Source organism: Streptomyces sp. NPDC047079, from assembly GCF_040643755.1.
Taxonomy (GTDB): Bacteria; Actinomycetota; Actinomycetes; order Streptomycetales; family Streptomycetaceae; genus Streptomyces.
The window spans coordinates 122800-147111 of the sequence record NZ_JBEYUZ010000011.1 but is presented as its reverse complement, the minus strand read 5'-3'; the positions used below and the strand labels follow the sequence as shown (position 1 = coordinate 147111).

Sequence of the window (24312 nt, the reverse complement as noted above, 5' to 3'; positions counted from 1 at the left end):
TCCCGACACCCGAACAACCCCACTAAAACGGACATTTCGCGATGAAACGCACTTGCGAGGGGCTGACGAAAGCAGGTAGGGCTAGTAGAGACACCCGTACGACACGGCCGGCTTTGGAGGCGCCGCACACCGCAGTGCACGCATTGGCATCGGCGGCCATACGCCGAGAACGATGGAGGACATCATGTCACCCCGGCTCGACGCATCGCAGAACCAGAGGGCGACGTCGGCACCCTCTCCGGTACGACCGGACGCGTACCCCGCAGCCGACCCCGCACACCCCGTCGGCATCCCCGCACCGCGCGGCCCGGTCGATCTCCCGGAGATCCCCCCGTACGACGAAGTGGGGGCCGTGGACGCACGGGCCCTGTCCAAGACGCTCTTCGAACGGCTGGAGTCGCTCGAAGAGGGCACGCACGAATACGCGTACGTCCGCAACACCCTCGTCGAACTGAATCTGGCCCTGGTCAAGTTCGCCGCCTCCCGCTTCCGCTCGCGCAGCGAGCCGATGGAGGACATCATCCAGGTCGGCACGATCGGCCTGATCAAGGCGATCGACCGCTTCGAGCTCAGCCGGGGCGTCGAGTTCCCGACCTTCGCGATGCCGACGATCATCGGCGAGATCAAGCGTTTCTTCCGTGACACCTCGTGGTCCGTGCGCGTCCCGCGACGGTTGCAGGAGCTCCGCCTCGACCTGGCGAAGGCCGGCGACGAACTCGCCCAGAAGCTCGACCGCGCGCCCACCCCGACCGAGCTCGCGGAGCGCCTCGGCATCTCGCGGGAGGAGGTCGTCGAGGGCATGGCGGCGTCGAACGCCTATACGGCGAGCTCCCTCGACGCGCAGCCGGAGGAGGACGAGTCCGAGGGCGCGCTCGCGGATCGTATCGGGTACGAGGACCACGGACTCGAAGGCATCGAGTACATCGAGTCGTTGAAGCCGCTCATCGCGGAACTGCCGCCCAGAGACCGGAAGATCCTGTCGCTGCGGTTCGTGGCCAACATGACGCAGTCGGAGATCGGCGAGGAGCTGGGCATCTCGCAGATGCACGTCTCGCGCCTGCTGTCCCGGACGCTGGTGCGGCTGCGCAAGGCACTCACGGTCGAGGAGTGAACGGGGCCGGGCTGCGGCAACCCCACCCGCCCGGCGGGGGGTTGCCGTAGCGGCACCCGGCCGCACGCCTTCGGTTACCCGGGGAAACGCCTTTCCTCACGAGTCCTCTTCCACCACTATGGTCACCCACCAAACCGGCTGGTACGTCAGGGCCCCGGCGCATGACCGCGGGGCGCGAGGAGGCGGGTGAATGGCCCGGGCCGACGGAACCGACAACGACGTCGAGGCCACAGGCGGGGTGCACGTGAACGCGTCCGACCTGCGTCTGACGGCACTGCTGCGGGGGGACACGCCCAGCGTCTATCCGGCGCTCCAGGAGCTGCGTGCGCGGCACCGGCCGTCCGTGCTCGACTACGCCCGTCTGTGCACGACGAGCGAGTCGGCGGCACGGCAGCTCGCGGCGCAGGCGTTCACCCTCGCGGCCAGAGAGGCGGCCCGTGGCGGCGACCCGGGGATCCCGCTGCGGCACCAACTCCTGCTGCTCACCGTACGGCTGGCCGCCTCCTGGGCCCGCGACGAGCGGGCGGGCGGAATCGACTCCGGCCTCCTGCTGGTGCTGAGCCCGGCGGGCCCCGACGGTCCCCTCCCCCCGATGCTCACCGCGTTCCGGTCCCTGCCGTCCCGCGCCCAGGGCCTCGTCTGGTACGGGATCGTGGAGCGGGAACCCGAGGACCGCACGGCGGTCTTCCTCGGCCTGAGCCGCGAAGACGTCGCATACGGCACCCGGCAGGCGCTGGCGACCCTCGGCCAGGCGTCCCTCCGAGTCCGGCTCGCCGCCTCCGACGACCCGCGCTGCGGGGACTTCCGCCGGCTGATCGAGGAGTCCGTACGGCCGGATCACCCCCGTTACAGCACCGATCTGCAGGCCCACATGGCGCACTGCCCCCACTGCACGGCCGCGTTCGAGGAGCTGTCCGCCCTGCGCGACCAGCCGCGCACGGCGCTCGCCGAAGGGCTGCTGCCGTGGGGCGGCACGGCCTATGTGGCGCGCCGCCCGGCCGAGCCCCTGGCCCCAACCGGTGCCGCGACGGGCACCTGGTCGCCCTCCCGTCGGCTGGCCGTGGCATCGGCGGCCCTCGGCGTGGCGCTCGTCCCCCTGCTCCTCTTCCTCGTCTCCTCGGGCGGCTCGTCGGACCGGCACTCCGCTCCGGCCGCCGCGACACCCGTGCTCCCGCCGGTGACGGTGACGGCGACGGTCCCGGCACCCACGCCGACGCCCTCCCCGACCTTCGCGTCGTCCTCCCCGTCCCCCACCCCTTCTGCGACCCCGAGTCCCACGCGGACGGCACACCCGAAGCCGACCCCGAAACCCACCCCGGCACACGCGCCGGACGGCACCTTCGCCCAGGTGGTGAACGTCGCCTCAGGCCTGTGCCTGGAGGTCGCCGGCGACTTCGACAACGGCACGGACGTGGTCACGGTGCCGTGCACGCCCTCCTCCAGCCAGCGGTGGCGCGTGGACTTCGGGCGCGGTGTCCTCCAGTCGATGGCCGACCCCGACTTCTGCCTGGACAGCCGCGGCTCGGTCGACAAAGGTGTCGGGGTCTGGACGTGCTCCTCGGTCTATGGCCGCAACGGCCGAAACCTCCGGTTCACCGTGGACGACGACGGTGTCATCCGCCCGGCCATCGCCATCGAGACAGCGCTCACCGCGAACGACGACGGCAGCCTGTGGCTGTCGCCGCTGTCCGGGGGCGCGGAGCAGCGATGGAGGGCGGGCGCGACCTGACGGTCAGACCACCCGGACGCCCCGCCGCCACACGTCGGTGACGAGCGGCACGCCCGGCCGGTAGGCCAGGTGGACATGGCTCGGGGCGTCGAGGAGGACCAGGTCCGCGTACGTGCCCGGGGTGAGGCGGCCGATGTCCGTGCGCCGCAGGGCGCGCGCTCCGCCCGCCGTGGCCGACCAGACGGCCTCGTCCGGCGTCATCCCCATGTCCCGAACGGCCAGCGCGACGCAGAACGGCACGGAGGACGTGAAGGACGAACCCGGGTTGCAGTCCGTGGACAGGGCCACGGTGACGCCCGCGTCGAGCAGCCGGCGGGCGTCGGGCCACTTCGCGCGGGTGGAGAACTCGGCGCCCGGCAGAAGCGTGGCGACCGTACGGCTGTTCGCGAGCGCGTCCACGTCAGCGTCCGTCAGGTGGGTGCAGTGGTCGGCGCTGGCCGCGTCGAGTTCCACGGCGAGCTGCACACCGGGGCCGTACGACAGCTGGTTGGCGTGGATGCGCGGGTGCAGGCCCTTCTCCTTGCCCGCGGTGAGGATCGCGCGGGCCTGGTCGCCGTCGAAGGCGCCCTTCTCGCAGAAGACGTCGATCCACCGGGCGTACGGGGCGCAGGCGTCGAGCATCTCACCGGTGACCAGGGCCACGTACGCGGCGGGGTCGTCCGCGTTGTCCGGGGAGACGATGTGGGCGCCGAGGTAGGTGACCTCGTCCGTGTGCGCGGACGCGATGCGCACGGCGCGTGCCTCGTCCTCCACGGTGAGGCCGTAGCCGGACTTCGTCTCGAGGGTGGTGGTGCCCTGGCGAAGGGCCTCGGCGAGGTAGCGCACGAGGCCGGCCTCCAGCTCCGCGTCCGAGGCGGCCCGGGTCGCCGCGACCGTCGTGCGGATGCCGCCCGCCGAGTAGCCGCGGCCCGACATGCGGGCGTTGAACTCCTCGGTGCGGTCGCCCGCGAAGACCAGGTGCGAGTGGGAGTCCACGAAGCCCGGGATCACCGCCCTGCCACCGGCGTCGACCCGGTTGTCAGTGGCGGGTGCTTTGCTTGACTCACCGATCCACGCGACGCGGTCGCCGTCGACGACGACGGCCGCGTCCCGGACCAGTCCGAGGGGGGACGCGTCACCGAAGGAGGGGTCATTGGTGACCAGGCTGGCGATGTTGGTGATGACCGTGCTGCTGCTCATGGGTTCCTCGTGGGTGGCCGGGCCGGTGGTGGGCGTCAGGCGCGCAGGGCTTCGACGGCGTCCGCCAGCGCCCGCGGCACATCCGGTATGCGTGTGTGCGCCCCGTCGCGGACGACGTGCCGGCCGCCCACGACCGTATGGCGCACATCCGCTGCCGTCGCGGCGAATACGGCCGTCTCGGCGCCCAGCCGCGGCAGCGGCCCCGCGGTCCTGACCGAGTCGAGCGCGATCGTCGTGAAGTCGGCGGCCGCTCCCGCCTCCAGGACTCCCGCGCCCTGCCAGCCGAGCGCGGCGTGCCCGTCGGCGGAGGCGGCCCGCAGCAGCGCCGCCGCCGTCCAGTGGCCGCGGGTGCGGGTGCGCAGCCGCTCGTTCAGCTCCATGGCGCGCGCCTCCTCGAACAGGTCGATGACGGCGTGGCTGTCGGAGCCCAGGGAGAGCGGGGAGCCTGCCACCTGAAGGGTCCTGGCCGGGCCGATGCCGTCCGCGAGGTCCCGCTCGGTGGTCGGGCACATACAGGTGCCGGTGGAGGTGGAGCCGATCAGCCGGATGTCCTCGTCGGTGAGGTGGGTGTTGTGGACGCCGGTGGTGCGGGGCCCGAGGACGCCGTGGTCGGCGAGGAGCTGGGCCGGGGTGCGGCCGTGGGCCTCCCGGCAGGCGTTGTTCTCCGCCGTCTGCTCGGACAGGTGGACATGCAGCGGGGCCCGCCGCTCCTCGGCCCAGCGCGCCACCGTCGCCAGCTGCGCGGCGGGCACGGCTCGTACGGAGTGGATGGCCGCACCGATCCGGGCGTGATCCCGTTCCTTGAGAAGTGAACAGCGTTCGGCCCAGGCCTCGGCGGTGCCGTCGGAGAAGCGGAGCTGATGGGCGTTGGGCGGCTGTCCGAAGCCGGAGGAGAGATAGGCGGTGTCGAGGAGGGTGATGCGGATGCCGGCCTCGGCGGCGGCGTCGATGAGGGCCTCGCCCATGGCGTTGGGGTCGGCGTACGGGGTGCCGTCCGGGGCGTGGTGGACGTAGTGGAACTCGCCGACGGCGGTGACCCCGGCCAGCGCCATCTCCGCGTACACGGCGCGGGCGAGCGCGTGGTAGGTCTGGGGAGTCAGCCGGTCGGCGAAGGAGTACATGACCTCCCGCCAGGTCCAGAAGGTGCCGGAGCCCACCTGGACCGTGGCGCGCAGGGCGCGGTGGAAGGCGTGCGAGTGGGCGTTGGCGAGCCCGGGCAGGGTGAGCCCGCGCAGGATCTCGGCGCCGGGCGGCGGGGTGCCGGTGCCCGTGCGGACCGAGGTGATGCGGCCGTCGGCGACCTCCAGGGCGACGCCCCGCTCGACGACGGGGTCGAGCCAGGCGTGTTCCAGCCAGTACGTCTGCGTCACCTGCGAACCAGCCCTTCCAGTACGTCGGCGAGTGCGGTCACCCCGGCCAGGCAGTCGTCCTCGGCGGCGTACTCGGCCGGGGAGTGGGAGACGCCCGTGGGGTTGCGCACGAACAGCATGGCGGTCGGGATGCTCCCGGAGAGGATTCCGGCGTCGTGTCCGGCCCCGGTACCCAGGACGGGGACGGTCAGCTCCGGCTCCCGGTCCTTGCCGAGGATACGGACGAGCTCGTCGCGCAGGGCGTGGTCGAACTCGACGACGGGCGTGAAGGACTCACGGACCACGTCGAGTTCGATGCCGTGGGCCTCCGCGTACTCACGGGCCGTCTTCTCGATGCCGCCGACCACGGCGTCGAGGCCCTTCTGATCGGCGGCCCGGGAGTCGAGCCATCCGCGGACGAGGGAGGGGATCGCGTTGACGCCGTTCGGCTCCACGGCGATCTTGCCGAAGGTGGCGACGGCTCCGGCGAGTTCGGCTTCCCGGCGGGCGGCCAGGACGGTCTCGGCGAACGACAGCATGGGGTCGCGGCGGTCGACGAGCCGGGTCGTCCCGGCGTGGTTGGCCTCGCCCCGGAAGTCGAACCGCCAGCGTCCGTGCGGCCAGATCGCGCTGGCGACGCCCACGCGGTCACCGCTCAGGTCCAGGGCCCGCCCCTGCTCGACGTGCAGTTCGACGAACGCGCCGATGCGGCCGAGACGTTCGGGGTCGGGCCCGATGGCGTCGGGGTCGTAGCCGGCGGCCTCCATGGCCTGAGGCAGCGTGACCCCGTCGCCGTCGGTGAGCCGGCGGGCCTGCTCCACGGTCAGGTGCCCGGCGGTCAGCCGCGATCCGACGCAGGCGAGCCCGAACCGGGCGCCCTCCTCGTCCCCGAAGTTGACGACGGCGAAGGGCTTGTCGAACGGAACGCCCCGCGCGCGCAGTTCGTCGAACGCGGCGAAGGAGGACACGACCCCGAGGGGTCCGTCGAAGGCGCCGCCGTCGGGCACGGAGTCCAGATGCGACCCGGTCACAACGGCGTCCCCGGCGGCCGGGTCCCCGAACCAGGCCCACTGGTTGCCGTTGCGGTCCACCTCGTGGAGGAGTCCCCGGGCCCGGGCCTGCTCCTCGAACCAGGCACGGCACTCGGCATCGGCACCGGTCCAGGCGAAGCGGCGGTAACCGCCGGAGCCGGGGTGCCGGCCGATGGGTTGCAACTCACGCCACATCTCGTGGAAGGAGCCGCCGGGCGCGGGCCGGGGGGCGCCGCCCCCGTCCCGTCCGCCTTCACCGTGCGTCACGCGTCGTCACCTTCATGCATCGGAACGCGCACACCCCGCTCGCCGGCCACGGACTCCGCGATGTCGTACCCGGCGTCGACATGCCGGATGACACCCATGCCCGGGTCGTTGGTGAGCACGCGGCGGATCTTCTCGCCGGCGAGCTCGGTGCCGTCGGCCACCGTCACCTGCCCGGCGTGGATGGACCGGCCCATGCCGACCCCGCCGCCGTGGTGGATGGACACCCAGGACGCGCCGGAGGCCACGTTGACCATGGCGTTGAGCAGCGGCCAGTCCGCGATCGCGTCGGAGCCGTCGAGCATCGCCTCCGTCTCGCGGTACGGCGAGGCGACGGACCCGCAGTCGAGGTGGTCGCGGCCGATGACGATCGGCGCGGCCAGTTCCCCGCTCGCCACCATGTCGTTGAACCGCTCCCCGGCCTTGTCCCGCTCGCCGTAGCCGAGCCAGCAGATACGGGCGGGCAGACCCTGGAAGTGGACGCGCTCGCCGGCCAACTTGATCCAGCGCGCGAGGGACTCGTTCTCTGGGAACAGGTCCAGGATCGCCCGGTCCGTCTTCGCGATGTCGGCCGGGTCGCCGGACAGCGCCGCCCACCGGAAGGGGCCCTTGCCCTCGCAGAACAGCGGCCGGATGTAGGCGGGCACAAAGCCAGGGAAGGCGAACGCCCGCTCGTATCCGGCCAGTTGCGCCTCACCGCGAATGGAGTTGCCGTAGTCGAAGACCTCCGCGCCGGCGTCCATGAAGCCGACCATCGCCTCGACGTGCCGGGCCATCGACTCACGGGCGCGGGTGGTGAACCCGGCCGGGTCCTTCGCCGCGTAGGAGGCCATGTCCTCGAAGGCGACGCCGGTCGGCAGGTAGGACAGCGGGTCGTGGGCCGAGGTCTGGTCGGTGACGATGTCGATGGGGGCGCCCATGGCGAGCAGCTGCGGGACGAGTTCGGCGGCGTTGCCGAGTACGCCGATGGACAACGGCTTGCGCTGGTCGCGCGCCTCGACGGCGAGCTGGAGGGCATGCTCCAGGGAGTCGGCCCGCACGTCCAGGTACCGGTGCTCGATACGGCGCTCGATGGCGCGCGGATCGCAGTCGATACAGAGGGCGACGCCGTCGTTCATCGTCACGGCGAGCGGCTGGGCGCCGCCCATGCCGCCGAGCCCGGCCGTGAGGGTGATGGTTCCGGCCAGCGAGCCGCCGAACTTCTTGGCGGCGACGGCCGCGAAGGTCTCGTAGGTGCCCTGGAGGATGCCCTGGGTGCCGATGTAGATCCACGAGCCGGCGGTCATCTGCCCGTACATGGTCAGGCCGAGGGCCTCCAGACGGCGGAACTCCTCCCAGTTGGCCCAGTCGCCGACGAGGTTGGAGTTGGCGATGAGGACGCGGGGCGCCCACTCGTGGGTCTGCATCACGCCGACGGGACGGCCGGACTGGACGAGCATGGTCTCGTCCTGCTTCAGGGTCTTCAGCGTGCGGACCATCGCGTCGAAGGAGCGCCAGTCGCGCGCGGCCTTGCCGGTGCCGCCGTAGACGACCAGCTTGTCGGGGTGCTCGGCGACCTCGGGGTCGAGGTTGTTCTGCAGCATCCGCAGGGCGGCCTCCTGCTGCCATCCCAGGGCGCTCGGTTCCGTGCCGCGGGGCGCTCGGACGGGGCGGGGTCCTGACATGGTCTGCCTCCTGGTGGACGGCCGCACGCGGCCGGGGGGCGCGTGGGGACTGTTGCAGCGGTTATTCACATCCTCGCGTCATGAATAGAGCTAGTCAATACGTTCTTGCGCCAGCACCGCGGCCGCCGGGATGTTTGGCTGGAGACAGGGCCGCGATGCGCGGCACGGGGGAACGGGGGGTGCGGTCGACATGAGGCGCGGCGGGACGGGGGACGCGGTGAACATGAGGAACAGCGGGACGGAACACGACGACCACCGGATCGGGGACGGGCGCATCGACGACGCCGAGCGGGTGGCGCGCCGGGACGAGGCCGTGCGCAGCGCCGTCGAGCAGGGGCTGCTGGGCACGGACGCGCCCCTGGTCGGCCTGCTGGACGTCGTCGGCATCCGGGACTCGGCGGCCGCGCTGCGGGCGGCCTTCGACGCGGTGGTCGCGCCCGGCACCCCGGTGCTGCACTCCTTCGCGGTGAAGGCGACCCCGCTCGTCCCGGTGCTGAGGCTGCTGCGGGAGGCGGGCATCGGCGCGGAGGTGGCGAGCCCCGGGGAGCTGGCGCTGGCCCGCGCGGCCGGAGTGGAACCGGAGCGGACGGTACTGGACTCACCCGCCAAGACGACGGCGGAGCTGCGGGAGGCGCTGGCCCTGGGCATCGCCGTGAACGCGGACAACCCGCAGGAGCTGCACCGGATCGACGCCCTGGTACGGGAGGCGAAGACGTCCTCCCCGCTCGGGATTCGGGTGAACCCGCAGGTCGGCGCCGGTGTGATCGACGCGCTGTCCACCGCGACCGCGACCTCCAAGTTCGGGGTGGCGCTGCGGGACGAGGGGGCGCGCGAGTGGCTCATCCGCGCCTATGCCGACCGGCCCTGGCTGACCCGGCTGCACGCGCACTCCGGCTCGCAGGGGGTCTCGTTGTCGCTGATGGCACGGGGCATCGCGGAGAGCCATGCGCTCGCCGAGGAGATCAACCGGCGGATCGGCCGCCACCAGATCGACACCATCGACATCGGCGGCGGACTGCCGGTCAACTTCACGTCGGACACGACTACACCGACGTACGCGCAGTACGCACGACTGCTCGCCGAGGCGGTGCCGGGGCTGTTCGACGGGCGGTACGGGCTGGTCACGGAGTTCGGCCGGTCACTACTGGCCAAGCACGGCACCGTGGTGGCGCGGGTGGAGTACACCAAGCGGGCGGGCGGCCGGGCCGTGGCGATCACGCATGCGGGCGTGCAGGTCGCGACCCGGACGGTGTACGCGCCGGGGTCGTGGCCGCTGCGCATCGCGGCGTACGACGCCAAGGGGCGCCCGAAGGAGGGGCCCTCCGTGGTGCAGGACGTGGCCGGGCCGGCCTGCTTCGCGGGCGACCTGCTGGCCCAGGCGCACGCGCTGCCGCTGCTGGAGCCGGGCGACCACGCGGCGGCCCTGGACACCGGGGCGTACTACTTCGCACAGCACTACGCGTACAACTCCCTGGCCCGCCCGGGGGTGTACGGCTACGCGCCGGGCGAGGGCGGAGGCATCAGGTTCGCGGTCGTACGGGAGCCGCAGACCGTCCGCGAGATCGTGTCCGAGTCCGGCGGGGAGCGCGCAGGCGCACTGACGGAGCTCTGAGAGGGCCGGGCACCCTCCCGGGGCGCCGGTCCCTCCGAAGCGCACCGCCCGCATACCCGCAGGTCGGCGAAGGGACCCCCGTTCACCCCAACGCTCTTGCGAACAAGGTCAGTTGACCCACCCTAGTGATTCCGGTCATGTTCCACTGGAAAATGCCAGAAGCCTCACCCCTCCCGCACACGTTGCGTAGCCTCTGGGTCACTCAGCCGTACCCGAGGCGGGAGGGGAGCCACGGTGCCCGGAATCGACGAGTGCCTGTTGGAAGCCATGCGACTGCCCGGTGCCCGGGGCGCCGCCGTGGTCGACTGGACCAGCGGGCTCGCGCTGGGCACGGTCGGGGACGCGCCCGGCGGTGATCACGAGACGACCGCGGCGGAGGCCGCGGAGCTGGCCCGGCTGGCCGCCGAACACCGCGCGTTCGCCCCGGAGGAGGACGCCGACTGGTCCGACGACGCCTGCCCGGTCGAGGACTTGATCATCGCCAACCGGGACAGCTACCACCTGCTGCGGTTCGTCCCGACGACGTTCGACAGCAGCGTCTTCCTGCATCTGTGGCTGGCCCGCGCGGAAGGGAACCTCGCACTCGCCCGCATCCGGCTCGGCGAGATGGCCGGGCGGCTGGTGCTGGGATGAGGATGGTCGCGACTCCTGTGCCGCCCCCGCTGCCCGTGCGGCAGCGCACACAGATCCCGAGCGGCGGCCTGTCCCCCATGCTCGGCAGGCTCGCCGCCGAACGCGCCACCGGAGTGCTGATGCGCGAGGGCGGCCTGCTCCACCTGGTCGACGGCCAGGTGGTGTACGCCGAGAGCCCCGCGACCCCAGGCCTCGACGCCCTGCTCATCGCGCACGGCGCGCTCGACGAGGACTGCTGGCGGGAGGCGGTCGCCGAGGCGGGCACGCGACGGCGGGTGGGGCGGTTCCTGGTCGACAGCGGCCGCATCAGTGAGGGCGCCCTGGAGCTGTGCCATCTGGGGGCGCTGTACGACGCGGCCTACTTCGTCCTGGGCCCGAGCAGCGCCCCCGCCCGCTTCCGGTACGGCGAGGCGCACTGGCTGGGCGCCGTGCACCCGGTACCGGTGGCCGGAGTGGAACGCGAGACGCTGCGCCGCCGCGAGCTGCTGCGCCGCATCTGGCCCGACCCCGCCACGGACGAGGCCCCTCTCGTGCGCACCGACCGCCAGGTGGGCCCGGCCGTCACGCCCCGCCAGGCGGAGGTGCTCGACCGGATCGACGGGGTGCGCACGGCGGCGGACATCTCCCGCGCGCTGGGCCGCCCGGCGTTCCACACGCTGGTCGACGTACGGCGTCTGGCGGCGGCGGGCGCCGTCACGGCCCGTCCGGCCCCGAGCCCGGTTCCGGCCCCCGGCCCGGTTCCGGCTTGGGGGCCGGTCCCGGCCCCGGCCCCGGCTCCGGACCCCGCCTCCGGCGCGGCCCCGGGATCGGACTCGGACGTGGGCCCGGCGTCGCGGACGCCGTCATCCGCGGACGAGCGCGCAAGACCCGCACACCAGGACCCGTTGCCGCCTTTCGCCGATCCCCACATCACGCTGCTGAAGAGGCTGAGGGATGCGCTGGAGGCCCTTTGACCGGCTCGAACGCCAACGCCCCGCCGAGAGGAGACCCCTGATGGACGCGGAGCCCGAGGTCCTCGACGAACTCCGGCGCCTGAGAACCCGTATCCCCCAGCTGACCGGCGCCCTCGCCGCCAGCGTCGACGGCCTGGTCCTCGCCGAGGACACGGCGGGCGTCGAACCGGAGGGCGTCGCCGCGCTCACCGCCGCCGCGCTGGGCGTCGCCATACGGCTGGCGGACGCGACGGGGCAGGGCGACTTCCGCGAACTGCTCGTCCGCGGCGTCCACGGTTACGTCGCCACGTACGCGGCGGGCCGCGGCGCCGTCCTGACCCTGCTGGCGGAAGACCGCGTCAACGTCGGCCGGCTGCATCTGGAGGGCCGACGCGCCGGCAGCCGTATCGGCGAGCTGATCGACGAGGCCGCCCAGCGGGCCGCGCCGCCGCAGTCCCGCACCACCCGGACCCCCACCGAGACCACCGCCAGGTCCGCACCCTTGCGGACCCGCACCGCGCGCACCCCCGCGAGACCACGTTCGGCCGCGAACGCGCGTACCACCACGGAAAGTTGAAAGGACACACTCCGAACATGGCCAACACCGAAACCGCGCTGAAAGAGGCACTCGCCTCCATCGAGGGCGCGACCGGAGTCGCCCTCGTCGACTACACCACCGGCATGGCGCTGGGCACGATGGGCGGCAGCAAGAGCTTCGACCTCACGGTCGCGGCCGCCGGCAACACCGATGTCGTACGGGCCAAGCTGCGCACCATGGAGCACCTCGGCCTCAAGGGGCAGATCGAGGACATCCTGATCACGCTGACCGACCAGTACCACCTGATCCGGCTGCTCACCGGCCGCGGCGGCAACGGCCTGTTCCTCTACCTGGTCCTCGACGCCAAGCGCGCCAACCTGGCGATGGCCCGTCACCAGCTGAGAAGGATCGAGGAGGACCTGGAGGTCTGACCCGTCCGGCCCGCCCGCCCGCGGCCCGCGCTACACCAGCTCCGCGGTACGGCGGCGCGCCCCGCCCGGGGCCGCGTCGCCGGCCGCGATGCCGGTGCTGCGGTAGCCCTTGACCGGCTTGCCCGCGGGGGCGCCGCCGCGGCGGCCGAGCCAGTCGACGCGCACCCACAGCAGTGCCTCGCCGGCACGCTCGCGACGGCCGAGCCAGGCGGCCTTCCACCACAGTCCGGCGCCCGTCCCGGCGAGCAGCATCCCCCCGGCGGCGGGCACCGCGACGGAGCCGGCGAGCGCGGCGACGAAGGCGGCGAGCAGCCACCAGCGGTGCCCTCGCCGCCAGTTGCGGACGGTGACCGCGCGGTCCTGGAGCACGTCGTACTTGCCTGCACGGGCGGCGCCACCGGCGAGAGCCGCGTACCGCTTGCGGCGCGCGTAGGCGACCACGGCCGTGGCGAGGACGAACAGTGCGGCCCCGGCCATCACGCCGATCCGGCGTCCCGTCACTCCCGGCACCAGAACCCCGATACCGGCCGCGAACACCCCGAGCCACCACAGCGGTGCGGCACCGGCCCGTACGACGACGGCCACCCGTGCCAGTCCCTGACCTCCGCGCGCCACCTTCAGCCTCCCGTCTCACCCTGTTCAGCGCCTTGGCGGCGGCAGGCTAGCGAGCGAACGTGAGACGAGTCTGAAAAAACCCGACCGGCACCGCGCGGACGGGGGCCCCGGGATGGTCCGGGCTACTCCACGAACAGCCCCCGGGCCGCCGCCCGGGCGTCGAACTCCTCAAGGCGCGCCTGGGCGTCCGGCAGGTCGTCGCACATCGCCTCGAGCAGGACCCGGCCGAGCAGCATCGGCGCGCAGGCCGTGTCGAAGGCGAGCCCCGTGCCGACGGCGGCCGGCAGCAGCAGGTCCGAGGCCCTGGCCACCGGCGCGAACGCCGAGTCGGCGACGGTGACCACCGTCAGACCCGCCTGCCGGGCGTAGCCGAGGGCGTCCACGACCTCGCGCGGATGCCGGGGCAGCGCGAAGCACAGCAGGGCGCTCGCACCGGCCCGTACGGCCGCGTCGATGCGGTCGTTCAGGATCGTGCCGCCCTCGTGGAGCAGCCGTACGTCCGGGTGGACCTTGGCGGCGAAGTAGGCGAAGCCGTACGCCTGGGAGGCCGCGGCCCGCAGGCCCAGCACGGGCAGCGGACGCGAGGCGGCGAGGATCCGTCCGGCCTTCTGCACGGGCCGGGGGTCGGCCAGCACGTCGGCCAGGTGCTTCAGGTTCTCGATCTCCGCCTCGACCGCCTGCTGGTACTCGTTGTACGCGCCCGGTTCCGTCGTCTGTTCCGCGGGCGCGACCTCGCGCAGGTGCTTGCGCAGCGCCGGGTAGCCGTCGAAGCCGAGGGCGACCGCGAACCGGGTGACCGACGGCTGGCTGACCCCGGCGAGTTCCGCCAGCTCCACGCTCGACAGGAAGGGCACGTCGGCGGCGCGCCGCACCATGCTGTGCGCGATGCGCCGCTGGGTCGGCGTGAGCCGGTGCCCTTCGAAGAGCGCCTGCAGCCGTGCCGCAGGACTGTCGGTCACGCTCATCACGTGCTCCCCCTCCAGAGATGTTCGCGTGCGGCGTTTCACGTCCGGGGCCCCTGTTCCGGCTCGCGCCCACCTATTCAAACACCAAGAAACCTGCATGGCGATATGCAAGCGGGCATGCGAGCGGGAGCGTCCGCCGCCCGCGCGGCGCGCGCCACGGAGTGCGGGAACGGATACACCGACCGACGATCACGCCACGGTATCGGGGCGTCGACGATCCGACGAGGGATCGGCCAAGGCGTCATCGAACCGGCACGGGGGGTGACCATTCGCGCACCTACCGTGCAGATGCGCCGCGCTCCCTGCCTCCGGTGGGCGCGGCGATCCCCACCCCGAAGAGGGGGGATTTCCCCAGTGCCGCGGGCTCCCCGGCTCCCTAACGTGGTTCGCATGAGCGGAATGGACGCGCGGGGCACCGACCTCAAGAAGGAGCTCGACGCCACCTTGCAGGCGCGCAGGGAGCTGGGCGAGGAGTACGAGTCGGCACTGGTCGAATCGTTCCTGGAGAAGGTCGACCAGCGCATCGACGGCGCGGTCGACCGCCGGTTGCGGAGGCAACTGGCGGAGCAGCAGATGGTGGCGGCGCGCGACGCGCGGTCCCCACGGGCGACGGACTCCTGGGGCGAGCGCTTCGGCTTCGGCATCGTCTCGCTGGTGCTGGCGATACCGCTCTCGGCGATCGGCGGCAGTGCCGGCCGCCTGCCCGGCCTGCTGATCACCTGGGTGGGCATCGTGGGGGTCAACGCCGTCCAGGCCGCCCGCACCACTCCCGGCCTCTTCGGCCGACGCCACCGGCCCTCGAAAGACCCCGACTGGGAGGGCTGACGGCGGCGGGCAAGCCGATCCGGAAAGAGCCGGAGAAGATGTGCGCGGGGACCGCCGCAACCCCCGTTGCCGGGGGGCGGGACGACGGCGGTCCCCGCGAGGGACGCGGGCCGGGTCAGGACCGGGCTTGCGCGTCCGTGGCGTCCATGGAGGTCCGGGAGCCGCTCCGGAGGTCCTTGGCGCCGTTTCGCCGCCGGCCGGGGCGGGGAGCCGCTCCCGCCCTGCCGACATCCACTAATGTGCCGGACGCGTGTTAAGCGGGTGCTGCGCGGACGTGACGCGCTCGTACCACTTCCGAGAAGCCCCGCCCTCGCGCGTCACCGCACGTTCGCCGCCGACACGCCCGGTTCACCGGATGTTCGCTACTGCTTTCCGCCCTTGGCCAGGAAGGCCAGCAGGTCCTGCCGGCTGACCACACCGGTCGGCTTGCCCTCGACGAGGACGATCGCCGCGTCGGCGGTACCCAGCACGGACATCAGGTCGGCGACCGGCTCACCGGAGCCGACCTGCGGCAGCGGCGCGGACATGTGCTTCTCCAGCGGGTCGTCCAGCGAGGCGCGCTTGGTGAACAGCGCGTCCAGCAGTTCCCGCTCGACGACGGACCCCACGACCTCCGCCGCCATGACGTCGGGGTGGCCGGCGCCCGGCTTCACGATGGGCATCTGCGAGACGCCGTACTCCCGCAGCACCTCGATGGCCTGGCCCACCGTCTCGTCGGGGTGCATGTGGACGAGGGAGGGGATGCCGCCGTCCTTGTCGCTCAGCACGTCCGCGACGCGGGCGCTCGGGCCCGCGTCCTCCAGGAAGCCGTAGTCGGCCATCCACTCGTCGTTGAAGATCTTGCTGAGGTAGCCGCGCCCGCTGTCCGGCAGCAGCACCACCACGACGTCGTCCGGCCCCAGCCGCTCGGCAACCTTCAGCGCCGCCACGACCGCCATCCCGCAGGAGCCGCCGACCAGCAGGCCCTCCTCCTTCGCCAGCCGCCGGGTCATCTGGAAGGAGTCCTTGTCGGACACGGCGACGATCTCGTCGGCGACGGTCCGGTCGTAGGCGGACGGCCAGAAGTCCTCACCGACGCCCTCGACGAGATACGGCCGCCCGGAGCCCCCCGAGTACACCGAGCCCTCGGGGTCGGCGCCGATGACCTTGACCCGGCCGTCGCTGGCGTCCTTCAGGTAGCGGCCGGTGCCGGAGATCGTCCCGCCCGTGCCGACGCCCGCGACGAAATGAGTGATCTTCCCCTCCGTCTGCTCCCACAGCTCGGGACCGGTCGAGTGATAGTGCGAAAGAGGGTTGTTGGGGTTGGAGTACTGGTCCGGCTTCCAGGCTCCGGGGGTCTCCCGGACGAGCCGGTCGGAGACGTTGTAATACGAGTCCGGGTGCTCCGGGGCCACCGCCGTCGGGCACACCACCACTTCGGCGCCGTACGCGCGCAGGACGTTGATCTTGTCGGTGGAGACCTTGTCGGGGCACACGAAGATGCACTTGTAGCCCTTCTGCTGGGCCACGATCGCGAGTCCGACGCCCGTGTTGCCGCTGGTCGGCTCGACGATCGTGCCGCCGGGCTTGAGCTCGCCGCTCTGCTCGGCCGCCTCGATCATGCGCAGGGCGATCCGGTCCTTCACGGAACCGCCGGGGTTGAAGTACTCGACCTTCGCGAGGACGGTCGCCTGGATCCCGGCGGTCACCCGGTTGAGCCGGACCAGCGGGGTGTTGCCGACCAGGCTGATCATCGAGTCGTGGAATTGCACCGTTGTCTCCGGTTGCTGCAAAAGAAATGGTCGTGATGGTTCCGCCAGCGTAAGCGCTCCCGTACCAGGACGGTCCGCAACCGCGGAGGTCCTGGCATTCACGCGCCGTTGAGATTGGACGACGGTGCGTACGGGGCAAGCAGTGGATGTACGGCTACGAGGAGGTGGCGGCGACGCATGTCGAGCATGTCGAGGGCGAGGGTGGCCCGGCGTATCGCGGCGGGCGCGGCGTACGGCGGCGGCGGAATCGGCCTGGTCGGGGCGGCCGCCGTCGGGCTGCTGATCGCCGAGGTCCAGTTGGCCAAGCGTCATGTGGGCAACGGGCACAGCCCCGACCCGCCGAGCGCGGACGGCCTGTACGGACGGGGGTACCCCGGTGTCGACGGACCGCCGCTGAGGCTGATGATGCTCGGTGACTCCACGGCCGCGGGGCAGGGCGTGCGCCGCTTCCGCCAGACGCCGGGCGCCCTGCTGGCCTCGGGACTCGCGGCGGTGGCGGAACACCCGGTGGAGCTGCGGGTGGTGGCCCTCCCCGGTGCGCAGTCCGACGACCTCGACCGCCAGGTGACGCTGGCCCTGGAGGATCCGGACCGGGTCCCCGACATCTGCGTGATCATGGTCGGCGCGAACGATGTGACGCACCGCATGCCGCCGACGCGCTCGGTGCGCCACCTGTCGGCCGCCGTGCGCCGGCTGCGCACGGCGGGTGCGGAGGTCGTGGTCGGCACCTGCCCCGACCTCGGGACCATCGAGCCCGTGCAGCAGCCGCTGCGCTGGCTGGCCCGCCGGGCCTCCCGCCAGCTGGCCGCGGCGCAGACGATCGGCGTCGTCGAACAGGGCGGCCGTACGGTGTCGCTGGGCGACCTGCTGGGCCCCGAGTTCGCGGCGAACCCGCGCGAACTCTTCGGCCCCGACAACTACCACCCCTCGGTGGAGGGCTACGCCACGGCGGCGATGGCGGTCCTGCCGACGGTCTGCGCGGCCCTGGGCCTGTGGCCGGCGGAGGAGGAGCGCCCGGACGCGTCCCGCCGGGAGGGCTTCCTGCCGGTGGCCCGCGCCGCGGCGGAGGCGGCCTCGGAGGCAGGCACCGAGGTCACGGCCGCCATGCCGACGGGCCCCCGGGGCCCCTGGGCCCTCCTCAAGCGGCGCCGCCGCCGGCGCCTGCCCACGCCGGAGGCGACCCCGGCCCCCGAACCGGAACCAACGGCCTGACCCGGCCACGGCGCCCGTCCCCGCACCTCGCCCCGCTACGGACCACGAGCGGGGCGGGCCGGGCCCGGCCCGCCCGGCGCCCCGAGGCGCGAGCCGGTCCGGGCCCTCTGGCCCGCCCACCGAACACGAAACGCACAACGGACCGCGCCTCGCTCCAGGCTCGCGGGGCCCTCCCCGCCCGCCGCCCGCCGCCCGGGGGGCCACCAGCCGGGCCCGCCGCCCGCCACCCGGGGGCCACCAGCCGGGCCCGCCACCCAGCGACGAAAAAAGCAAGCGCTTAGAAAAGTGCGGTCCGAGTCACACCGCCGCGCTCGTGACCTCCACCGTACGTACGGGTAACTTCCCCCACAGCCCTGCCTTCCCTCGTGTACTGGAGCCGTGATGCCCGAAGCCGTCATCGTCTCGACCGCCCGCTCCCCCATCGGCCGCGCCTTCAAGGGCTCCCTGAAGGACCTCCGTCCGGACGACCTGACCGCGACGATCATCCAGGCGGCCCTGGACAAGGTCCCCGCGCTGGACCCGAAGGACATCGAAGACCTGATGCTCGGCTGCGGCCTCCCCGGCGGCGAGCAGGGTCACAACCTCGGCCGTATCGTCGCCGTGCAGATGGGCATGGACCACCTCCCGGGCTGCACCATCACCCGATACTGCTCCTCCTCCCTCCAGACCTCTCGTATGGCTCTGCACGCCATCAAGGCCGGCGAGGGCGACGTCTTCATCTCCGCGGGCGTCGAGATGGTCAGCCGCAGCGTCAAGGGCACCTCCGACGGCCTCCCGGACACCCACAACCCCCTCTTCGCCGACGCCGAGGCCCGTACCGCCGCCGTCGCCGAGTCCGAGGGCACCGACTGGCACGACCCGCGCGAGGACGGCCTGCTCCCCGACCCGTACATCGCGATGGGCCAGACCGCCGAGAACCTCGCCCGGCTCAAGGGCGTCACCCGCGAGGAGATGGACGAGTTCGGCGTCCGCTCGCAGAACCTCGCCGAGCACGCCATCGCCAAGGGCTTCTGGGAGCGCGAGATCACCCCGGTGACCCTCCCCGACGGGACGGTCGTCAGCAAGGACGACGGCCCCCGCCCCGGCGTGACCCTGGAGGGTGTGGCCGGCCTGAAGCCGGTCTTCCGCCCCGACGGCCGCGTCACCGCCGGCAACTGCTGCCCCCTCAACGACGGCGCCGCCGCCCTGGTCATCATGAGCGACACCAAGGCCCGGGAGCTGGGGCTCACCCCGCTGGCCCGGATCGTCTCCACCGGCGTCTCCGGCCTCTCCCCCGAGATCATGGGCTACGGCCCGGTCGAGGCCAGCAAGCAGGCGCTCCAGCGCGCCGGTCTCACCATCGGCGACATCGACCTCGTCGAGATCAACGAGGCCTTCGCCGCCCAGGTGATCCCCTCCTACCGCGACCTGGGCATTCCGCTGGACAAGCTGAATGTCAACGGCGGTGCCATCGCCGTCGGCCACCCCTTCGGCATGACCGGCGCCCGCATCACCACCACGCTGATCAACTCCCTCCAGTGGCACGACAAGCAGTTCGGCCTGGAGACGATGTGCGTCGGCGGCGGCCAGGGCATGGCAATGGTCATCGAGCGCCTGAGCTGACCGCGCCGCGCCCCCTGCGCAACGGCCCGGAGCCCCTTTTCCCGTAGGGCTTCGGGCCGTTTCGTGATTCAATCTCCCCCAGGATGTGACGTATCTCCCTCGGAAGAGGGTTTACGCAGGTCAGACCCGCTCCCGCAAAGGTGTCCAGACCCGACCCCTGTCCGTTTCGTGACGTTACGCACTGACAGCTGGTTAGTCCACCCTTCAAGCTGATGTAGGAAGTCGGGGGGCCGACCTTGAACCTGGAGTACGTCAGTGAGCGCCATGCCGATTGCTCTGCTGCTCACCACGACCGCCACCGCGGGCGTGGGCGTCGCCGTGCTGTGCAGCGTGCGGGCGCTGCGCCGGCACGTCGCGGCGCTGCACAGCGAACTCGCCGACGGACGCGCCGCGCAGGCGCGCGGCCTTGTGCCGGCCGCCCGGCCCGCGGCGGACGCCCAGGAGATACGCACCGCCGTCGCCGAGGCTCTCGCCGAGGAGCGAGAGCGCGAGCTGGCCGAGGCGCGCGCCTTCTGGGCCGCCCAGGAGGCGCGGGACATCGCCGACGCCCCCAGCCTGCTCGGGCTGCCCGACAGTGACCTGTTCGTGCCCCGCCAGTCGGACTTCTCAGACATGGAGCACGACAGCCTGGAACCGGTAGCGGAACACTCCCTCGAGGAGAACGAGTTCGCCCGGGGCACCTCCCCGGACGACGGCTTCGCGGGCGACTCCCCCGAACTGGCCGCCGCCCGCCGCCGGCACCCCTCGCACCCCGACTTCGTCCCCTCCAAGTCCCCCGTCGTGGGCGACCACGAGCGCACGGTCGCCCGCCTCGAGGAGCTGGCCGCCGCCCGTACCGAACTCGCCGATGTGCGCCCGGGCCCGCTTGGGACCCTCGACGTCTACGTGTTCGCGGACGGTACGACCCTGTGCATGACCCCCGGCCACCGAGAGACCGCGGAGCGCCTGGCCGCGGCCCTGACGGCCGGCCACGCCCCGGTCCTTCTCGGCGGATCGGGCGTCTCGGGGGCGTACGCCCTGACGTTCGAGTGCGGCGACGAGAGCGTCTACATCCTGGCGGACCGCGTCATCGCGACCCTGTGACAACCGCGCCGGCAGTCCACGGCTCAGACTCCGGCGCGTTGCTGTGCCTCCTGCACGAGCGCCACGGCCCGGGCGAGTTCCTCCTCGTCCCTGAGGACGAGTGCGAGATCGTGTGCGGCGACCGTGATCTGGTCGGCGGCCGCGAACATGCCCGCGTCGGGCATCTCGTGGGGCTCGGCCGAGGGGTCCTCCAGGAGCTGGGCGCGGCGCGCCAACTCCCTTGCCAGGCCGAGCGCTTCGGCCGCGGCGCCCCGTTGCAGCCGGCTCTGGGGAGCGGCCCGCAGCCGATCGGCGAAGTGATCCACGGCCCGGGTCAAAGGCGTCGTATCAAGCACGCCGCGAGACTACGCGTCGCGATGGCACTGTTGCCAACAGGCGAACACTCAGGCACGGTGACCTGAAGGACCGGCTTCACGAATGCGTCCGGAGGCGCCGATGTCCCAAGTCTTCTCCGAGGAAACCCATCGCAATCTGCTCGCCCGCATCCCCCACTGCACCGGTCGTGAAGTCTCCGACTGGCTTCGCACCGTCGACGAAGGCCCCGCTCTCTGCTTCGAGGAGAAGGTCAGCTGGCTGCGGCACGAGCACAATCTCGCGTACGGCCACGCCAAGGCGATCATTCATGAGTACGACTTGAGAAGGGCCGCGCGCAAACTCGTCTGAGCGCGCACCGCCGAAACGGGGAACGGACACCACACGCCGAAGGGCCCGCGAACCGTGGTGCGCGGGCCCTTCGGCACGTCCTCGGGGCGCTCGGTAACCGGCGCCCGGGCGGGACTAGTCGTTGCTGCTGAAGATGGCCACCAGCCTCAGCATCTCGACGTAGATCCACACGAGGGTCATGGTCAGGCCGAACGCGGCCAGCCAGGCCTCCTCGCGCGGCGCGCCGTACGCGATGCCGTCCTCGATCTGCTTGAAGTCCAGGGTGAGGAAGAACGCGCCGAGCAGGATCGCGATGATGCCGACGAGCGCGCCCAGCGGGCCCATGCTGCGCAGCCCGCCGTCGGGGGCGGCGCCGAAGGCGACCAGCAGCAGGTTGACCGCCATCACCAGGACGAAGGCGATGGCGATGGCCATGCCGATGCGGGCGTACCGCGCGGTGACACGGATCCAGCCCGCCTTGTAGACGAGCAGGGTCGCGCCGGAGACCGCCATGGTGCCGAGCACCGCCTGGAAGGGCGCGCCGGACCACTGCGCGTTGTACATCTCACTGATGACGCCGAGGAAGACGCCCTCGAAGGCGGCGTACCCCAGGATCAGCGCGGGCGAGGGGGTGCGCTTGAAGGACTGCACCATCGCCAGCACGAACGCGATCAGGGCGGAGCCGATCGCGAGGCCGTAGCTGGTGGACGAGACCGGCAGCAGCGCCCAGGCGAGGATCGCGCCGACGGCGACCGTGCCGAGCGTCATCCCCGAGCGCATGACGACGTCGTCCATCGTCATCCGGCCGGTGGTGGCCGGGGCCTGCGGCGGGGCGCCGTACTGGGTCTGCTGGGCGTAAGGGTTCTGCGCGTAGGGGTTGCCGCCCGCGTACGGGTTCTGCGCGTACGGGTCGCCCTGCGTGCCGACGGCGGCTCCCCCGGCCTGCGGCGCGGTGTTGAAGCCCGCGTAGCCGTTGTCGCGGCTGAACCCCCGTCGCGAGAAGACCGGGTTGCTGCTCCTCATTTCACTCCTCCATGGCCACCCTGCGTGGCCTTGGCTCAAGAGTAATAGGTAGGCAAAGGAATGACCCTAGTGCTTGGGGAGGATCTTTCCCTCATCCTTGCGCGCAACACGCTACGCACATCCGTGATTCCCTGCACGGAACCGCCTCATCCATGACCGAGCCGGGACAGAGTCGAGACCGGCCACTGATCAATCGAAGACCCTCGTTCACCCCGACGGGTGACGCGGAGTCCGGAGACCGGCCGACACCGGGCTCCGGTGGTTTCACCCGGACGGGTCTTCGAGGGCTCACTCCGAGGGATCACTCCCACGGCAACCCCGTGTAGCCGTCGGCGAGGTCGGCCTCGGCGGCGCGGGAGGCGGTGAGCCGCTCGAGGCGAGCCAGCTGTATGCGCTCGTCGAAGGGGGTGGCGTCCGGGGCGCGGTGCAGCAGCGTCGTCATCTCGTAGGAGAACCGCTCGGCCTGCCAGACACGGCGCAGACAGGTCTCGGAGTAGGCCTCGAGCCGTTCGCCCGAGCCCGTCCGCCTCTGGTGGATCAGCGCCCGGGCGAAGGTGACGACGTCGCCGACGGCGAGGTTGAGCCCCTTGGCGCCGGTGAGCGGCACGATGTGGGCGGCATCCCCGGCGAGGAAGAGCCGGCCGTGCCGCATGGGCTCGTGGACGTGGCTGCGCATCGGGGTGACGGACTTGGCGGTGATGGGGCCGCGGGCCAGGGTCCAGTCGTCGGCGGTCTCCAGGCGCCGCGCCAGCTCGTCCCAGATCGCCTCGTCGGACCATTCCCCGGCGTCGGTGCCGGCGGGAACCTGGAGGTAGAGGCGGGAGACGGCGGGGGAGCGCATGCTGAGCAGGGCGAATCCGCGCTCGTGCCGGGCGTAGACCAGCTCGTCGTGCGAGGGCGGGACGTCGGCGAGGATCCCGAGCCAGGCAAAAGGGTACGTACGCTCGAATACCCGGGACAGCCCGGCGGGGATCGCCGTACGGGACACTCCCCGGAAGCCGTCGCAGCCGACGACGTAGTCGCACTCCAGGACCCCCTCGCGTCCCCCGTGACGGAAGCGGATCACGGGCCTGTCCGTGGTCGCGCCCTCGACGGCGAGCGCCTCCGCCTCGAACAACAGGGGGCCGCCCTGCCGGAGCTGGAGCTCGATGAGGTCCTTGCAGACCTCCGTCTGCGCGTAGACCATCACGGAGCTGCCGCCGGTGAGGGCGGAGAGGTCGACCCGGTGGCGGCGACGCGCGAAGCGCAGCTCGATCCCGTCGTGGCGCAGCCCCTCGCGGTCCATGCGCCCGCCCACCCCGGCGGTCCGCAGCACGTCGACGGTTCCCTGCTCCAGGAGTCCGGCCCGCTGCCGCCGCTCGACATAGCCCCGGTCGCGGCACTCCAGGACGACCGAGTCGATGTCGGCGTTGTGCAGCAGCCGCGCCAGCAGCAGCCCGGCGGGCCCCGCTCCGATGATGCCGACGGTGGTACGCATCCCGAGGCCCCTCGCGCTCGTACGATCCCCGGTCGACCAGGCAGCCGGCTTCGTTCGCCCAGTGAAATTCTCTTCACCGACTGGAGGCGAGTCTCCGCCCAGGGGCACCCACTGTCAACGGCCCTCGCAGCGGGCGTCACCGACGTCCGGAGCGCACCCACGGGGTGGCGTCGGCCCCGCCCCTCGGGCGGCCGGCGGCACACCGGCCCCTCAGGGGGGCGTGATGCGAGTTTTCGCGGGCGCCCACGGCGCAAACCCGGAAAAGGCGGTGCGCACCCTCGCCGGCCCAACTTCCGCGGAGGCGGGCACTCCACGGAAACGGGCCCGACCCCCGGCGTTCCCACCGCAGTTACCGCGAGAACGAACCCGAGGGTCCTGAGCCTGCCGTTTGCCGTTCGGCAGAGCGTCGGCGAAGGTGCCCGGAACCGGACTTGAACCGGTACGCCCGCAAGGGGCAGCGAGGTTTAAGCTCGCCGTGTCTGCATTCCACCATCCGGGCAGGCCATGGGCTCCGCATCGAGCGTTCCGAGCCTATCGGGACGCCTCCCCCGAACAGCGGGCGCACGATGCGATGTTGTCTTATTTTATTGAGGCCTGAGGGTGCATCAGCACCCGGTACGGGCCATCCGCACTTGCCAATAGGC

At 72.2% G+C, this 24312-nt stretch carries 22 protein-coding genes and 1 tRNA gene; 12 read left to right on the top strand and 11 right to left on the bottom strand.

Features of this window, described 5'->3' with window-relative positions; genetic code table 11:
- The first annotated feature begins 184 nt into the window (after nucleotides 1–184).
- Both ABZ823_RS17225 and ABZ823_RS17220 read left to right on the top strand, forming a co-directional pair.
- Nucleotides 185–1111: an RNA polymerase sigma factor SigF gene (locus ABZ823_RS17225; RefSeq protein ID WP_361660350.1), complete on the top strand. Its 927-nt coding sequence runs from the start codon at nucleotides 185–187 to the stop codon at nucleotides 1109–1111.
- Between the two features lie 190 nt (nucleotides 1112–1301).
- A complete protein-coding gene (locus ABZ823_RS17220) occupies nucleotides 1302–2840 on the top strand; it encodes an RICIN domain-containing protein (RefSeq protein WP_361660206.1) in 1539 nt (512 codons plus the stop codon).
- A gap of 3 nt (nucleotides 2841–2843) precedes the next feature.
- Here the strand turns inward: ABZ823_RS17220 and hutI are convergent, their stop codons facing one another.
- From hutI to hutU, 4 genes are all read right to left on the bottom strand, one after another.
- The gene (gene hutI, locus ABZ823_RS17215) at nucleotides 2844–4019 is read right to left on the bottom strand and encodes an imidazolonepropionase (RefSeq protein ID WP_361660204.1); all 1176 of its coding nucleotides are present in this window, start codon (nucleotides 4017–4019) and stop codon (nucleotides 2844–2846) included.
- A 35-nt stretch (nucleotides 4020–4054) separates the two neighbouring features.
- The gene (locus tag ABZ823_RS17210; protein WP_361660201.1) at nucleotides 4055–5389 is read right to left on the bottom strand and encodes a formimidoylglutamate deiminase; all 1335 of its coding nucleotides are present in this window, start codon (nucleotides 5387–5389) and stop codon (nucleotides 4055–4057) included.
- On the bottom strand, nucleotides 5386–6594 hold the full coding sequence (locus tag ABZ823_RS17205) for an allantoate amidohydrolase (protein ID WP_361660347.1): 1209 nt from the start codon (nucleotides 6592–6594) through the stop codon (nucleotides 5386–5388). The genes ABZ823_RS17210 and ABZ823_RS17205 overlap by 4 nt, the downstream gene beginning before the upstream one ends.
- 68 nt (nucleotides 6595–6662) lie before the next feature.
- Nucleotides 6663–8327: a urocanate hydratase gene (gene hutU, locus ABZ823_RS17200; RefSeq protein ID WP_361660198.1), complete on the bottom strand. Its 1665-nt coding sequence runs from the start codon at nucleotides 8325–8327 to the stop codon at nucleotides 6663–6665.
- A gap of 223 nt (nucleotides 8328–8550) precedes the next feature.
- On the opposite strand from hutU, the gene ABZ823_RS17195 reads away from it, so the two are divergent.
- The 5 genes from ABZ823_RS17195 to ABZ823_RS17175 all read left to right on the top strand — a co-directional run bounded on the left by ABZ823_RS17195 (nucleotide 8551) and on the right by ABZ823_RS17175 (nucleotide 12473).
- Entirely contained in the window at nucleotides 8551–9939 is a 1389-nt protein-coding gene (locus ABZ823_RS17195) for a diaminopimelate decarboxylase (RefSeq protein WP_361660195.1), read from the top strand.
- Between the two features lie 234 nt (nucleotides 9940–10173).
- A complete protein-coding gene (locus ABZ823_RS17190; RefSeq protein ID WP_361660192.1) occupies nucleotides 10174–10572 on the top strand; it encodes a hypothetical protein in 399 nt (132 codons plus the stop codon).
- A complete protein-coding gene (locus tag ABZ823_RS17185; protein ID WP_361660189.1) occupies nucleotides 10569–11525 on the top strand; it encodes a transcriptional regulator in 957 nt (318 codons plus the stop codon). Before ABZ823_RS17190 ends, ABZ823_RS17185 begins: the two co-directional genes overlap by 4 nt.
- A 40-nt stretch (nucleotides 11526–11565) precedes the next feature.
- Nucleotides 11566–12081 (top strand): roadblock/LC7 domain-containing protein, encoded by a 516-nt coding sequence (locus ABZ823_RS17180; protein ID WP_361660186.1) that lies wholly within the window; start codon nucleotides 11566–11568, stop codon nucleotides 12079–12081.
- Nucleotides 12082–12098: 17 nt separating this feature from the next.
- Nucleotides 12099–12473 carry a hypothetical protein gene (locus ABZ823_RS17175; protein ID WP_361660183.1) on the top strand — a complete coding sequence of 125 codons (375 nt, stop codon included), beginning with the start codon at nucleotides 12099–12101 and terminating at the stop codon, nucleotides 12471–12473.
- A gap of 30 nt (nucleotides 12474–12503) precedes the next feature.
- Here the strand turns inward: ABZ823_RS17175 and ABZ823_RS17170 are convergent, their stop codons facing one another.
- Nucleotides 12504–13088, bottom strand: coding sequence for a hypothetical protein (locus ABZ823_RS17170; RefSeq protein WP_361660181.1), 585 nt, complete (start codon nucleotides 13086–13088; stop codon nucleotides 12504–12506).
- A gap of 122 nt (nucleotides 13089–13210) precedes the next feature.
- On the bottom strand, nucleotides 13211–14053 hold the full coding sequence (locus tag ABZ823_RS17165; protein WP_361660178.1) for a MurR/RpiR family transcriptional regulator: 843 nt from the start codon (nucleotides 14051–14053) through the stop codon (nucleotides 13211–13213).
- Between the two features lie 399 nt (nucleotides 14054–14452).
- On the opposite strand from ABZ823_RS17165, the gene ABZ823_RS17160 reads away from it, so the two are divergent.
- Complete coding sequence (locus tag ABZ823_RS17160; RefSeq protein WP_361660345.1) at nucleotides 14453–14878, top strand: hypothetical protein; 426 nt, start codon at nucleotides 14453–14455, stop codon at nucleotides 14876–14878.
- Between the two features lie 362 nt (nucleotides 14879–15240).
- Here ABZ823_RS17160 and ABZ823_RS17155 read toward each other — a convergent pair whose 3' ends face one another.
- A complete protein-coding gene (locus tag ABZ823_RS17155) occupies nucleotides 15241–16629 on the bottom strand; it encodes a cystathionine beta-synthase (protein WP_361660176.1) in 1389 nt (462 codons plus the stop codon).
- 177 nt (nucleotides 16630–16806) lie between these two features.
- Here ABZ823_RS17155 and ABZ823_RS17150 point away from each other — a divergent pair, with 177 nt between their 5' ends.
- From ABZ823_RS17150 to ABZ823_RS17140, 3 genes are all read left to right on the top strand, one after another.
- Complete coding sequence (locus ABZ823_RS17150; RefSeq protein WP_361660173.1) at nucleotides 16807–17841, top strand: SGNH/GDSL hydrolase family protein; 1035 nt, start codon at nucleotides 16807–16809, stop codon at nucleotides 17839–17841.
- Nucleotides 17842–18222: 381 nt separating this feature from the next.
- Nucleotides 18223–19443: an acetyl-CoA C-acetyltransferase gene (locus ABZ823_RS17145; RefSeq protein ID WP_361660171.1), complete on the top strand. Its 1221-nt coding sequence runs from the start codon at nucleotides 18223–18225 to the stop codon at nucleotides 19441–19443.
- Nucleotides 19444–19707: 264 nt separating this feature from the next.
- Complete coding sequence (locus ABZ823_RS17140; RefSeq protein WP_361660168.1) at nucleotides 19708–20526, top strand: hypothetical protein; 819 nt, start codon at nucleotides 19708–19710, stop codon at nucleotides 20524–20526.
- Between the two features lie 23 nt (nucleotides 20527–20549).
- On the opposite strand, the gene ABZ823_RS17135 is transcribed toward ABZ823_RS17140, so the two are convergent.
- A complete protein-coding gene (locus tag ABZ823_RS17135; protein ID WP_361660166.1) occupies nucleotides 20550–20861 on the bottom strand; it encodes a hypothetical protein in 312 nt (103 codons plus the stop codon).
- Between the two features lie 100 nt (nucleotides 20862–20961).
- Between ABZ823_RS17135 and ABZ823_RS17130 the strand changes: the two genes are divergently transcribed.
- Complete coding sequence (locus ABZ823_RS17130) at nucleotides 20962–21189, top strand: DUF4287 domain-containing protein (RefSeq protein ID WP_361660163.1); 228 nt, start codon at nucleotides 20962–20964, stop codon at nucleotides 21187–21189.
- Between the two features lie 114 nt (nucleotides 21190–21303).
- Here ABZ823_RS17130 and ABZ823_RS17125 read toward each other — a convergent pair whose 3' ends face one another.
- From ABZ823_RS17125 to ABZ823_RS17115, 3 genes are all read right to left on the bottom strand, one after another.
- Complete coding sequence (locus tag ABZ823_RS17125) at nucleotides 21304–22191, bottom strand: Bax inhibitor-1/YccA family protein (protein WP_361660160.1); 888 nt, start codon at nucleotides 22189–22191, stop codon at nucleotides 21304–21306.
- Between the two features lie 301 nt (nucleotides 22192–22492).
- Complete coding sequence (locus tag ABZ823_RS17120) at nucleotides 22493–23668, bottom strand: 4-hydroxybenzoate 3-monooxygenase (protein WP_361660157.1); 1176 nt, start codon at nucleotides 23666–23668, stop codon at nucleotides 22493–22495.
- 416 nt (nucleotides 23669–24084) lie between these two features.
- Nucleotides 24085–24167: transfer RNA gene (locus ABZ823_RS17115), tRNA-Leu, on the bottom strand.
- Nucleotides 24168–24312 lie beyond the last annotated feature (145 nt).